At 55.2% G+C, this 12524-nt stretch carries 11 protein-coding genes; 3 read left to right on the top strand and 8 right to left on the bottom strand.

Going from position 1 to position 12524, the window contains the following annotated elements; all coding sequences use genetic code 11:
• Positions 1 to 10: 10 nt before the first annotated feature.
• From ACLH0J_RS11085 to acs, 5 genes are all read right to left on the bottom strand, one after another.
• A complete protein-coding gene (locus ACLH0J_RS11085) occupies positions 11 to 1123 on the bottom strand; it encodes a succinylglutamate desuccinylase/aspartoacylase family protein (protein WP_411392013.1) in 1113 nt (370 codons plus the stop codon).
• 1 nt (position 1124) lies between these two features.
• Positions 1125 to 1823 (bottom strand): ABC transporter permease, encoded by a 699-nt coding sequence (locus ACLH0J_RS11080; protein WP_411392012.1) that lies wholly within the window; start codon positions 1821 to 1823, stop codon positions 1125 to 1127.
• Positions 1820 to 2509, bottom strand: coding sequence for an ABC transporter permease (locus tag ACLH0J_RS11075; protein WP_010566615.1), 690 nt, complete (start codon positions 2507 to 2509; stop codon positions 1820 to 1822). Before ACLH0J_RS11075 ends, ACLH0J_RS11080 begins: the two co-directional genes overlap by 4 nt.
• A 91-nt stretch (positions 2510 to 2600) precedes the next feature.
• A complete protein-coding gene (locus ACLH0J_RS11070; RefSeq protein ID WP_411392011.1) occupies positions 2601 to 3386 on the bottom strand; it encodes an ABC transporter substrate-binding protein in 786 nt (261 codons plus the stop codon).
• 663 nt (positions 3387 to 4049) lie between these two features.
• Entirely contained in the window at positions 4050 to 6005 is a 1956-nt protein-coding gene (gene acs / locus ACLH0J_RS11065) for an acetate--CoA ligase (RefSeq protein ID WP_411392010.1), read from the bottom strand.
• Positions 6006 to 6402: 397 nt separating this feature from the next.
• Between acs and ACLH0J_RS11060 the strand changes: the two genes are divergently transcribed.
• Positions 6403 to 6672, top strand: a complete 270-nt coding sequence (locus ACLH0J_RS11060; RefSeq protein WP_411392009.1) for a DUF2790 domain-containing protein — start codon at positions 6403 to 6405, stop codon at positions 6670 to 6672.
• A gap of 588 nt (positions 6673 to 7260) precedes the next feature.
• Positions 7261 to 8511 (top strand): ribonucleotide-diphosphate reductase subunit beta, encoded by a 1251-nt coding sequence (locus ACLH0J_RS11055; RefSeq protein WP_411392008.1) that lies wholly within the window; start codon positions 7261 to 7263, stop codon positions 8509 to 8511.
• 1473 nt (positions 8512 to 9984) lie between these two features.
• On the opposite strand, the gene ACLH0J_RS11050 is transcribed toward ACLH0J_RS11055, so the two are convergent.
• Genes ACLH0J_RS11050 through ACLH0J_RS11040 form a run of 3 tightly spaced genes read right to left on the bottom strand, consistent with a single transcriptional unit; the run spans position 9985 to position 11499 of the window.
• Positions 9985 to 10302 (bottom strand): hypothetical protein, encoded by a 318-nt coding sequence (locus ACLH0J_RS11050; protein ID WP_411392007.1) that lies wholly within the window; start codon positions 10300 to 10302, stop codon positions 9985 to 9987.
• A complete protein-coding gene (locus ACLH0J_RS11045; protein ID WP_411392006.1) occupies positions 10295 to 11014 on the bottom strand; it encodes a DUF4225 domain-containing protein in 720 nt (239 codons plus the stop codon). The genes ACLH0J_RS11050 and ACLH0J_RS11045 overlap by 8 nt, the downstream gene beginning before the upstream one ends.
• Positions 11011 to 11499 (bottom strand): Hcp family type VI secretion system effector, encoded by a 489-nt coding sequence (locus ACLH0J_RS11040; protein ID WP_411392005.1) that lies wholly within the window; start codon positions 11497 to 11499, stop codon positions 11011 to 11013. The genes ACLH0J_RS11045 and ACLH0J_RS11040 overlap by 4 nt, the downstream gene beginning before the upstream one ends.
• A 357-nt stretch (positions 11500 to 11856) precedes the next feature.
• On the opposite strand from ACLH0J_RS11040, the gene ACLH0J_RS11035 reads away from it, so the two are divergent.
• Positions 11857 to 12501: an HAD-IB family hydrolase gene (locus tag ACLH0J_RS11035; RefSeq protein WP_411392004.1), complete on the top strand. Its 645-nt coding sequence runs from the start codon at positions 11857 to 11859 to the stop codon at positions 12499 to 12501.
• Positions 12502 to 12524 lie beyond the last annotated feature (23 nt).

The raw sequence follows: 12524 nt of genomic DNA, 5'->3' as shown, positions 1-12524 counted from the left end.
AAACAGGTGGTCAGTCGTTGAGCAAGCGCCCGTGACGCAGCGCTTCGCGCCCCGCCACCTTGGCCAGCCAGAAACCCGCTTGGGCATAACGCAGCCGTTCAACGGCAAACAACACCCCCGAGGTGCCCGCACAGATGATGCTCACGCGGTCTTCCAGGGGATCGATCACTTCAAAAATCGGCTCGCCGGTCTCGACCCAGTCACCGGCTTTACGCAGGTAACTGATGACCCCGGCGTGGGGTGCGAACAGCAACTCAGTGCCCTCGAAGGGCATGCCTTCGCACGGATCGTGTTGTGGCGCCGGCCAGTCGCCGTGGATCAGGCCCTGTTCGGCGAGAAACGCAAGGATACCTTCGGCGTGGAAGATCGCCTCATCGCGGCCGGTGTCGGCCTGACCACCCAGTTCCAGGGTGGTCGCCAGGCACGCCAGCGGGATCTGCGCCTCGGGGAACGCCCGCGACACTCGCAACCACGGCAGCGAACAGGCTTCATCGAACGAGCTGCCGCCGGAGTCTTCCGCCAGCAGGCCGACTTTCACATTCAAATGCGCCGACAGCGAACGCCACTGCGGCCAGTGCTGGGGCAGCGCGTACATGTGCAGGGCGGCTTCGGCGTCGCAGTGCAGGTCGAGGACGATGTCCGCGGTACACGCATGGCTGAGCAGGATGCGCTGCATGCCTTGCAACTGGCTGCTCGGCGTGGGCAAGGCGTCGAGTGCATCGCTCATCGCCTGGCGGATCGTGCGCACGTTGGCATGGGGATCGTCCCCGAGCTTGCCCTGCAGTTGCGCGATTACCGGCTCGCTCAACTCGACGAAATCACGGTTGAAATTCTTGCCGCTGCCCACCTCGAAACGCCCCTGGTGACTGCCTTGCAGCAACTGGCCCAGGCCCATCGGGTTGGCCACCGGCACCAGCTCGATCACGCCATTGAGGGCGCCTTGGCGTTCCAGTTCGGTGAGGCGTTTTTTCAGCTCCCAGGCGGCGCGCATGCCGGGCAGTTCATCGGCGTGCAGGCTGGCCTGGATATAGGCCTTGCGCTCGCCACTGCCGAAACGAAATACGCTCAGTTGGCGCTCGCACCCCAGGTGGCCCCAGGGCAACAGGTGATCGATACGTTCCATATCAGTGCTTCCGTGGAGCCAGGTAGCTCAGCCAGCGGCGCTCGGCCATTTTGAACAGGCGCACCAGGATAAAGGTCAGGCACAGGTAAAAGGCGCCGGCGGTGATGTAGGCCTCGAACGGCAGGTAGAACTGCGCGTTCACCGTGCGTGCGGCACCGGTGATGTCGATCAGGGTCACGATCGACGCCAGGCTGGTGGTCTGCAGCATCATGATCACTTCGTTGCTGTACTGCGGCAGTGCGCGGCGCAGGGCCGACGGCAGCAGGATGCGCCGGTACAGCTTGTAGCGCGACATGCCCATCGCCTTGGCCGCTTCGATCTCGCCATTGGGCGTGGACTTGAGGCTGCCGGCAATGATCTCGGCGGTGTAGGCGCTGGTGTTGATCGCAAACGCCAGGCATGCGCAGAAGGTGGCGCTGGACAGCAATGGCCACAGGAAGCTCTCGCGCACTGCCTCGAACTGGGCCAGGCCGTAGTAGATCAGAAACAGCTGCACCAGCATCGGCGTGCCACGGATCACGTAGGTGTACAGCCAGGCCGCGCCGTTGACGACCGGCTGTTTGGACACGCGCATCAAGCCCAGGGGCAGCGCGGCGAGCAGGCCGAAGAACAGCGAGATGGCGAGCAGTTTCAGGGTGGTCAGCAAGCCGCCAAGGTACAGCGGCATGGCCTCCCAGATGACGTTGTAGTCGAAGATCATAGATCAGCCGCCCTTACGCCTACCGAGTAGCGCTTCTCAAGATGACGCAGGGCCAGCAACGATACGCTGGTGATCACCAGGTACATCGCCGCCACCGCGAGGAAGAAGGTAAAAGGCTCACGGGTGGCATCCGCCGCCTGCTTGGCCTTGAACATCATGTCTTGCAGGCCCACCACCGAAATCAGCGCGGTGGCCTTGGTCAATACCAGCCAGTTGTTGGTGAAACCGGGGATCGCCAGCCGAATCATCTGCGGCACCATCACCCGGAAAAACACCTGGAAGGGGCTCATGCCATAGGCAAGGCCGGCTTCGGCCTGGCCTTTGGGGATGGCCATGAAGGCGCCACGGAAGGTTTCCGAGAGGTAGGCGCCAAAAATGAAACCCAGGGTGCCGATACCGGCGGCCAAGGGGTTCAAGTCAATATAGTCGTCATAGCCGAGCATCGGCGCGACGCGGTTGAGCAGGTCCTGACCGCCGTAGAAAATCAGCAGGATCAGCACCAGGTCGGGAATCCCACGGATCACCGTGGAGTACAAGTCACCCAGCCAGGCCAGCCAGCGCACCGGCGACAGGCGTAACGCAACCCCGATCAGACCCAGAACAATGGCCAAGGCCATGGACGACAGGGCGAGCTGAAGCGTCAACCATGCGCCATCGAGGATGACGGCCCCGTAGCCTTTCAACATGATTCAGGTCCTCGAAAAGGGGGATGAAAAAATGGCGCAAACCGCAGGAATTCTGTTGCTTGCGCCATTTCGGACAGACTGCTACGACGATTTACTGGGCTTCTGGGCCGTAAATGTCGAAGTTGAAGTACTTTTTCTCGATTTCTTTGTACTTGCCGTTGGCACGGATCGCGGCGATGGCAGCGTTGATGCGGTCCAGGTTTTCCTTGTCGCCTTTACGTACCGCGATGCCTACGCCGTCGCCGAAGTATTTGACGTCGGTGAAGGCCGGGCCGGTGAACGCGTAGCCTTTGCCGGCCGGGGTGTCGAGGAAACCTTCCTGCAACAGGGTAGCGTCGGCCACGGTGCCGTCGAGGCGACCGGCTTCAATGTCCAGGTAGATTTCGTTCTGCGAGCTGTAAGGCACAACGGTGGCGCCTTTAGGGGCCAGGACTTCCTTGGCGAAACGGTCATGGATCGAACCGCGCTGCACGCCGATCTTCTTGCCTTTGAGTTCGTCCAGGCTGTCGCTGACCGCCGTGCCTTCCTTCAACACCAGGCGCGCCGGGGTGAGGTAGTAGCGGTTGGTGAAGTCCACGGACTTCTTGCGGTCTTCGGTGATGGACATGGACGACAGGATCGCGTCGATCTTGCGCACTTTCAGCGCCGGGATCAGGCCGTCGAATTCCTGCTCGACCCAGGTGCACTTGACCTTCATCTCTTCGCACAGGGCGTTGCCGATGTCGTAGTCAAAGCCGACGATGCTGCCATCCGGCGCTTTCGAGGCAAACGGAGGGTAGGCCGCTTCGATACCAATTTTCAGAGGCTTGCCTTCGGCGAAAGCCTGCATGGACAGCACGGACAGCGCCAGGGCGCCCAACAGCACGAGTTTCTTCATCTTGGGACTCCATCGGTATAGGGCAGAACAGCAGTATGAGCCATGGCCCACGATGCGACTTGAGTGAAACCGAATAGCGGTGCTGCGTCCTGCACCAGTTCAAGCCTGGCGACGACGAGCGAGTGATCGGCATTCTAACGACAGGCCGGAAGCCGATATTTCCTCAATGCGACAACAATTTACAGAAGCACTGAGAAAGCGGTTCCAGCACATTGACAGTCTCTGAATTTTATGCAGAGACAAAAGACATTAAACCTGTAGACGCTGCAAATTGCGGGCCTATTATTCGCAAACCCTTATGGCACGGCAAGTCTGGTGTTTAACCTTCTTCGCGAGGCGGTCTAAAACGCTGCTTTTGCAGGCGCGTGCGTAGCACTTTGCCTCATCATTGGGCGATGGGTTACACATTTGCACCGCCCGGTAACATTCAGAAACCTCCTACGAGAAAAACCGATATTTATTCATTTGGACGTCAGAACCGTACTGGCGCATGACATGAAATGCCTTTCCATTGTGGGAGGGGGCTTGCTCCCGATGGCGGTGTATCAGTCGATACGCTTGGCACTGACCCACCGCTATCGGGAGCAAGCCCCCTCCCACAGTGGCGCACAAAAAAGCCCCATCCGGCTCACACCGAATGGGGCTCTGTACCACCGACCCGCCTTAGGCGACGTTCATGGTCTTGTGCGTCTCGATCAGATGCGCCACGACGCCTGGATCCGCCAGGGTGGAGATATCCCCCAAGCCGTCGTATTCGCCGGTGGCAATCTTGCGCAAGATACGTCGCATGATTTTCCCCGACCGCGTCTTCGGCAAGCCCGGCGCCCACTGGATCACGTCCGGCGAAGCAATCGGCCCGATCTCTTTGCGCACCCAGTTTTTCAGTTCCAGGCGCAGCGCTTCGTTCGGTTCTTCGCCATTCTTGAGGGTGACGTAGACATAAATGCCCTGGCCCTTGATGTCGTGCGGCACACCGACCACGGCAGCCTCGGCGACTTTCGGGTGAGCGACCATCGCACTTTCGATTTCAGCGGTCCCCATGCGGTGACCGGACACGTTCAACACGTCATCCACACGGCCGGTGATCCACCAGTAGCCATCTTCGTCGCGACGCGCGCCATCACCGGTGAAGTACATGCCACGGAAGGTCTTGAAGTAGGTGTCTACGAAACGGTCATGGTCGCCGTACAGGGTACGGGCCTGGCCTGGCCACGAATCGAGGATCACCAGGTTACCTTCGGCAGCGCCTTCGATGATGTTACCCAGGTTGTCCACCAGTGCCGGCACCACACCAAAGAATGGCTTGGCCGCCGAACCCGGCTTGAGCGCGTGGGCGCCCGGCAGCGGGCTCATCAGGGTGGCGCCGGTTTCGGTCTGCCACCAGGTGTCGACGATCGGGCAACGGGATTGACCGACATTCTTGTAATACCAGTCCCAGGCTTCCGGGTTGATCGGCTCACCCACCGAACCGAGCAGGCGCAGGCTGCTGCCATCGGCGCCTTCGCAGGCGGCGGTGCCGGAGGCCATCATCGCGCGGATCGCGGTCGGCGCGGTGTAGAGGATGTTGACCTTGTGCTTGTCGACGATCTTCGCTACCCGGGTGATGTCCGGATAGTTCGGCACGCCTTCGAACAGCAGCGTGGTCGCGCCATTGGCCAGCGGGCCATAGACGATATAGGTGTGGCCAGTGACCCAGCCGACGTCGGCGGTGCACCAGTAGATTTCGCCAGGGCGATAGTCGAAGACGCGTTCGTGGGTCAGCGCCGCATACAACAGGTAACCGCCGGTGGTGTGCTGCACACCCTTGGGTTTGCCGGTGGAGCCAGAGGTGTAGAGGATGAACAGTGCTTCTTCAGCGCCCATCTCTTTGGGCGCACACACGACGCCCGCCACTTTCATCAGGTCTTCGTACCAGATGTCGCGATGCTGGTTCCACTTGATGTCGCCATTGGTGCGCTTGCACACGATGACTTTCTGGACACTGCTGGTTTCCGGGTTGGTCAGGGCGTCGTCGACGTTGGCCTTCAGCGGAATTTTCTTACCGGCGCGAACACCTTCATCGGCAGTGATCACCACCTTGGATTTACAGTCGATGATGCGACCAGCCAGGGCTTCCGGCGAGAAACCGCCAAACACCACCGAGTGAATCGCGCCGATACGGGTACAGGCCAGCATGGCGACCACGGCTTCGGGGATCATCGGCATATAGATAGTCACCACGTCGCCGCGGTGCACGTCCTGACCACGCAGGGCGTTGGCGAACTTGCAGACTTCTTCATGCAGTTCGCGATAGGTGATGGTGCGGCTCTCGGCAGGGTCATCGCCCTCCCAGATGATCGCGGCCTTATCGCCGCGCTCGGCGAGGTGGCGGTCCAGGCAGTTGTAGGAAACGTTCAGGGTGCCATCGGCAAACCACTTGATGTCGACATGGTGATCGTCGAAAGAGGTCTGCTTCACCGTGGTGAAAGGCTTGATCCAGTCAAGACGCTTGGCTTGCTCACGCCAGAAACCGTCGGGGTTGACCACCGACTGCTGGTACATGGCCTTGTAGGTCGCCTCGTCGGTCAGCGTGTTGGCTGCTACTTCGGGGCGGACGGGGTACAGGGAAGCCGCACTCATCTTTCTTACCTCGGTGATATATTTGTTGTTGTATGACCCCGTTGTAGCCGGGGTAGCCCTATAGAACCATTCGACGATGGTAGTAACAAGCCCCTACAAATTGCCCTCCTATCCCCCTTTACCGCTCTGACCCGAGGGCTGCGAGGTTTTTCAGGGGGTGTAAAAATACCTATACCCTGGGATTGTTACAAAAACCGCCAATAGTGTTTATCAAAAGCACGGCTATATGAATATAACCGGCAGGCCTAAAATCATTTTCGCCAACCAAGGCAACGTGATTAACCTAGTTACAGCCCCCACGAAGGCATGTTAATCCGGATGTACCAAACCTAAGTTACACACGTGGCCCCAAAAGGGCCCCGTGACCCCTTTCGCCCTGAAGAAGGTAAAGACAGTAATGAAAGCTTTATTAGTTATGGCCCTCAGCAGCTTGTGCGCCACCGCCGCCCTGGCCGAAGAAGCCCCGACTGAGCAGGCCGGCAAGAATGCGCCGATTGTTGAGGATTACACCTACAGCACTCACCTGGACATCGCCAAAGTTCTGTCCATGAGCCCGATTCCGGAAGTATGTGAAGTTGTACCGGCCAAGATGGAATATGAAGACTCCAAAGGTCAGCGTCACATTCTTAATTACCATGTAATGGGTAACGGTTGCTCTAACGGATAATAACGTCGCTCGTCTGACCTGAATCCGGATCTTGTTCGCCGCAAGAAATCGTTCTTGCGGCCAAGGCCCGACAACTGACACACCTCAAGGATTGCTCGCGATAGCGATCTCAGCCACCGCCACAGCTCAAGCCCCTTCCCCCTCCCCCCGCATTTCCAGGCCCTGCAAGCCCACTTCAGCCCCCCTGCAAAAAACATCCCGCCGTCCGTCAAAAAATTCCAACACCAGCAAAGCCTTATAAACCCGCGCTTTGGCCGAAAACCACGTCATTGCGGCACTTGATCGTGACCATCCGCCGCAACACAAAGCCGAATTTTTCCCTATAATGCGCGGGTAAATCGGGCCTGCAATATCCCTTTACACAGGGATGAAGAGCCAGACCTGAGGCCTCCGCTGGAGCATGCATCGACCGCTCCGCCCCTCAAGCCTCACGCAGAGCACCCGTACACCCAATTCCGTTTAATGCCTGCGCTAGCTGTTGCAACAAACGATTCCTTAAGATCCACCGCGGCCCGAGGGCCGTGTGAACACCCAACCATCCGGTTTCACACGGGCACCTTTGAGCCCTCACGCAGGAGACGACACGTCATGCTGAGCTGGGACGAATTCGACAAAGAAGAAGACGGCGAAGTAGCCATCAAAGGCGCCAACGCCGGCCACGCCACCGAAGCCAACATGGACCGCCTCGACGGTGCCGGCGCCGCCGCTGCCATCGAAGCCCGCGCCGTCACCGCCAACGACTCCGCCGCGATCATCCGCGCCAAGGCCGCCCTGGACAAACTCGACATCGCTGAAGGCCTCGCCGAACTCGAAGGCGCCTCCGCCCGCGTCGCCGTCGACGAAAAACGCATGATCAACTGCCGCGCCGACCTCAACCAGCTCGTACCCTTCAAGTACGACTGGGCCTGGCAGAAATACCTCGACGGCTGCGCCAACCACTGGATGCCGCAAGAGGTCAACATGACCGCCGACATCGCCCTGTGGAAAAACCCCGAAGGACTGACCGACGACGAACGCCGCATCGTCATGCGCAACCTCGGCTTCTTCTCCACCGCCGACTCGCTGGTCGCCAACAACCTGGTGCTGGCCGTGTACCGCCTGATCACCAACCCGGAATGCCGCCAGTACATCCTGCGCCAAGCTTTCGAAGAAGCGATCCACACCCACGCCTACCAGTACTGCATCGAATCGTTGGCCATGGATGAAGGCGAGATTTTCAACATGTACCACGAGATCCCATCGGTCGCGAAAAAAGCCGCCTGGGGCCTGAAATACACCCGTTCGATCTCCGATCCGAAGTTCGAAACCGGCACCGTCGACACCGACAAAGAACTGCTGCGCAACCTGGTCGCCTACTACTGCGTCCTCGAAGGCATCTTCTTCTACTGCGGCTTCACCCAGATCCTCTCCATGGGCCGCCGCAACAAAATGACCGGCGTGGCCGAACAGTTCCAGTACATCCTGCGCGACGAGTCGATGCACCTGAACTTCGGTATCGACGTGATCAACCAGATCAAAATCGAAAACCCACACCTGTGGGACACCGAGATGAAAGAAGAAGCGACCCAGATGATTCTGCAGGGCACGCAACTGGAGATCGAATACGCACGCGACACCATGCCACGCGGCGTGCTGGGCATGAACGCGGCGATGATGGAAGACTACCTCAAGTTCATCGCCAACCGTCGTCTGTCGCAGATTGGTCTGAAGGAAGAGTATCCAGGCACGACGAATCCGTTCCCGTGGATGAGCGAGATCATGGACTTGAAGAAAGAGAAGAATTTCTTTGAGACTCGGGTGATTGAGTATCAGACGGGTGGGGCGTTGAGCTGGGATTGAAGCGTTAAAAAAGTACAAACAAGGTCGCCTTTGGGCGACCTTTTTATTTTAGTGCGGTGATGCCTGGACGAACCGTTCAAACCCACTATTTTTACTCCAACACGCGCAGCCTTATAAAGGTTAGCCATATGCATAACGACCAAAGCTGATCAGTTCACCTTAAAAAATATAAAACTCAAGATTTAAAATATTTATTTATGAATTTCAATTTCTTCCCTTCCCACGGCATAGGAACTGAAAACATATACATAAATATCACGACAAAAGAAGCCCAACCTAAAATTTCATTATTTTTCTCGCCAACAATAGGCAAAACCCCACGATCTACAAATCGCATGTGAACATAGACACAAAAAATATTATAAACAATAACACCTATGAATTTACTCGTTGAAAACTTGCGCCCTGACCAACACTGGCTGGCCCATAGAGATGGGATGTAAAACGCAATGCTAAAAAAAATATAGCTCGTGTAAAAAATCGAGTCACTCACAACTATTCCACCTATCCAAAACGTCTTCCGCAGTCAATACCCCCCCCTTGCGATAGGGAGTTGCAGACCGCATCCAGTGATGCCGAAAAACCCTCAAAACCACCACCTCAACTCTCTCTCAACAGGAAAAGCAAATGCGTGTATATAAATGCAAAAAATGGCGATATAGCTAATTAAAGGATAATCAGCTATCAAATCGGGTCTAAACCCCAGCACCGGAAACTCTTGAAACTTAACAATCCGCAAATAAATAAACACGAATACAAAATTGAAAATTATGCAAACAATGAATTTCAGCCCCAGAAAGCCCCATATTTCCTCCCCAGAGAATTTGATCCTCAACGTATAAGCACTCAAGATTCCCCATAAAGCGAACAAGGGAAACGTAAACAAGAACCATACTGTCATCGCATCCGCCTCGTACAATTAACCAAGCCAAACAAAAACCTCACCTTCCGTTCCGCTGGAATTGCAAATCCGTGGACAAAGATACATACAAAAGTAAACCACCCAGCAAAACTGCAAAATTCAAAGATATCCGGCCTATACCCCAAAAATGGAAAATCATCGTGCTGAATCATCTGCATATAAATCCATATAAAAATCGAATTAACAACAAGTCCAAAAATAAGCTGTGCGTCTCCAAGCCGCGGGCTTGAAAGAACAGATTTCAGCCAGAAAACCAATAGCACCCCACATACTTCCAATAGAACCAATAACCAGCACATAGTTTTCTTCTATTTTATACAGCAGATTAATAACAAGTTCCGTAAGGCCCGCATCAGAACTTAATTTCACTTGAAAAAAGCACCTCACTCCCGATCCAACCTTATAGGGAGGGTAAAGGAGTGAATCAATAGCCCTGCAAAAGCAAGCCACTCAACATCATTAGCGAAACTTAGTAAACCCCGAAAAATCTAATAAACATCAGTCACACATAATAATCGAAGCAAATCAACCCACCTCACAAAATATAAGACTCAAGTTTTAAAATATTTACTTATGATTTTCAATTTTTTCCCTTCCCACGGCATAGGAACTGAAAACATATACATAAACATCATAACAAAAGAAGCCCAGCCTAAAATCTCATTGTTTTTCTCACCTACAATGGGTAAAATCCCACGATCTACAAATCGCATGTGAACATAGACACAAAAAATATTATAAACTATAGCACCTATAAATTTACTCGTTGAAAACCTGCGCCCCGACCAACACTGGCTAGCCAGTAAAGACGGGATATAAAAGGCAATACTAAAAAAAACATAGCCTGTGTAAAAAATCAATTCACTCATTACGGTCCCACCTTTTCAAAATATCTTCCGCAGTCAATACATCATTGGATCTATCAAAAACAAATCCCCCGATAGAAGTTTTCTTAAACGCTCGTATGTAGTCCGCATCGACATATCGAAACAACCGCCAAGAATCAGGTTTTAATACCATTCTACCGGCACTATAAATTGAAGTTGCAATATCAACGAGACCATAGGCAATATCCCCTTCCTCTTTGGTCCCCCCTAACTTTACGGCGGCGTTTTGATAAAGTTTCCTGACCGGCCCTTCAGTATCAGAACGTCCCTCCCATAAATTTCGTCCATTCTCGTATACGTTATTGGAACCATGCGCAATCATTGGTAACCCGGCTACCACGCACAAAGTCCCCAAGGAGGCCACGCAAATTTCCGCACCCGTTTTGAACTGTAGCGCCCCGGCTATCAATCCAACTCCCTTACGAGCGACCTCCATCGACTGACTCATCAAACTGCGCTGTTCTTCTTTTATCTCTATCAATCCCTGATCAATAGTTTTTCTTCCCTCCTCAACATCCCTGACAATACTGCGCGCATAATAAGCAACCTCCCGATTAAACTGCAGCCGCACTATTCCATCCTGAATATGCCGAGCACTGATCGTGCAAGCCTGGTTACTCAAATTTGCAGCCGCCTGGCTCACTACCCAAATATCGTGAAACGTTGGCTCTGTATAACTACTTTCCTTTTTCATTTCTCGTCCAACTCCCCATAGCTGTAGCCACTCGTACTGGCTCGATGATGCGTCCAGATAATCTGGCGGTAACGCAGGGCCAAGTGTTCTTGTGCTTGCGCATCGTGTTGCAGAACCGCGTGGGGCACGTCGAGGGTAAGGTCGGCAATGACGCAGCCACGAATATCGACGGTGTAGTATTTTTCATAGCCACTGGTACTTGAGCTTCGATAGAAATTAATCACGCAGTTGAGTTCTTCCCTATTGGAAAGGGCTACCGCCAATAAAGGGGAGGACTTATCGATATTCTTGGTAATCACCACCGGCCCGTGTGTCGCGGCATTCACGTTGCCGCGGTTGGCTAGGTGATGTTGGAAAGACAGCACCATGATTTCATCCCTGTGCCCGTCCTGGCAGCTGTTACCAATTGAATCCAGGGTCGAACATCCCGCGGAGATCAAGCCTTGCTCTTTGCCATTGATGGTCATGTAGCTGTGATTTGCCATAGGGTCAGCGCCTTGTTGTTTTTGGCACTTACCATACGAGAACTTGAAAATAGGAAATATCGGACGATTCCGTTTAATCGGTGTGAGATTTTTGTAGGAAATTTAACATTCATGTAATCCGCTACTGCCCCGTCGTAACGTTGAGCCCGCAGAGGCCTCAGAAACTCCAATCCTTGGCCTTGGGGTAGTAAACTTCGCCGACCGTCGGGGGTGAACAGACACGCCCGCCCACTACAAAGCCTGGAGATTGGCCAGTCGCCATCGCGGAGCAGCATCCGCCTGAACCCGACCGACGCGCGCCAGTCAGAACGCTATGAACCCGCTCCACCTGATCAAGGACCACCCGTGAACCCAGACATGCTCGAAGCCGGCCCCGTGGGTGCCAAAGTACTGTCCGTCTTTGACTTCGACGGCACCCTGACCCACCACGACAGTTTCGTGCCCTTCCTCAAGTTTGCCTTTGGCCCCGGCGAGTTCTATGGCCGCATGCTCAAGCTTGCGCTGCCTGGGCTGCGGTTTCTGGTGCGGCAGATCAGTCGGGATGAGTTGAAGGCGCAGTTGATCCGCACCTTTATGACCGGGGTGGAGAAGGCCTGGGTGCAGCAGAAGGCCGAGGAGTATTGCCAGCGCAATTGGGCGCGGTTGATGCGTCCGGCCGGGGTGCTATCGGTGGAGCATGAGCTGGGGTCGGGGGCGGTGGTGACGCTGTGCTCGGCATCGCCGGCGTTGGTGTTGCAGCCCTTTGCCGATCGGCTTGGGATCAAATTGATCGGGACTGAGCTTGAGGTGATCGACGGGGTGTTGACGGGCAAGCTCACGGGAAATAACTGCCGCTGCGAGAACAAGGTGCTGCGGCTCGAGGCGGTGTATGGGGACCTGGGGGAATATCGGCTCCGGGCCTGGGGCGATACGCGTGGGGATCGGGAGTTGTTGGCGGCGGCGCAGGATGCGCATTTTCGGCATTTTCATGCGAAGAAGAAAAAGCGCGCCCGGAAACACTGAGGCCGCTGCTGATATTTACGCAA

Origin of the sequence: Pseudomonas sp. MPB23, assembly GCF_046605395.1 — a bacterium.
Lineage (GTDB): Bacteria > Pseudomonadota > Gammaproteobacteria > Pseudomonadales > Pseudomonadaceae > Aquipseudomonas.
This window is presented reverse-complemented; position numbering and strand designations above follow the sequence as displayed.

Bases quoted from the DNA above. Each gene is read 5' to 3' on its own strand.
- ACLH0J_RS11085 (WP_411392013.1), bottom strand. From the start codon at position 1,123: ATGGAACGTATCGATCACCTGTTGCCCTGGGGCCACCTGGGGTGCGAG.
- ACLH0J_RS11080 (WP_411392012.1), bottom strand. From the start codon at position 1,823: ATGATCTTCGACTACAACGTCATCTGGGAGGCCATGCCGCTGTACCTT.
- ACLH0J_RS11075 (WP_010566615.1), bottom strand. From the start codon at position 2,509: ATGTTGAAAGGCTACGGGGCCGTCATCCTCGATGGCGCATGGTTGACG.
- ACLH0J_RS11070 (WP_411392011.1), bottom strand. From the start codon at position 3,386: ATGAAGAAACTCGTGCTGTTGGGCGCCCTGGCGCTGTCCGTGCTGTCC.
- acs (WP_411392010.1), bottom strand. From the start codon at position 6,005: ATGAGTGCGGCTTCCCTGTACCCCGTCCGCCCCGAAGTAGCAGCCAAC.
- ACLH0J_RS11060 (WP_411392009.1), top strand. From the start codon at position 6,403: ATGAAAGCTTTATTAGTTATGGCCCTCAGCAGCTTGTGCGCCACCGCC.
- ACLH0J_RS11055 (WP_411392008.1), top strand. From the start codon at position 7,261: ATGCTGAGCTGGGACGAATTCGACAAAGAAGAAGACGGCGAAGTAGCC.
- ACLH0J_RS11050 (WP_411392007.1), bottom strand. From the start codon at position 10,302: ATGAGTGAATTGATTTTTTACACAGGCTATGTTTTTTTTAGTATTGCC.
- ACLH0J_RS11045 (WP_411392006.1), bottom strand. From the start codon at position 11,014: ATGAAAAAGGAAAGTAGTTATACAGAGCCAACGTTTCACGATATTTGG.
- ACLH0J_RS11040 (WP_411392005.1), bottom strand. From the start codon at position 11,499: ATGGCAAATCACAGCTACATGACCATCAATGGCAAAGAGCAAGGCTTG.
- ACLH0J_RS11035 (WP_411392004.1), top strand. From the start codon at position 11,857: ATGCTCGAAGCCGGCCCCGTGGGTGCCAAAGTACTGTCCGTCTTTGAC.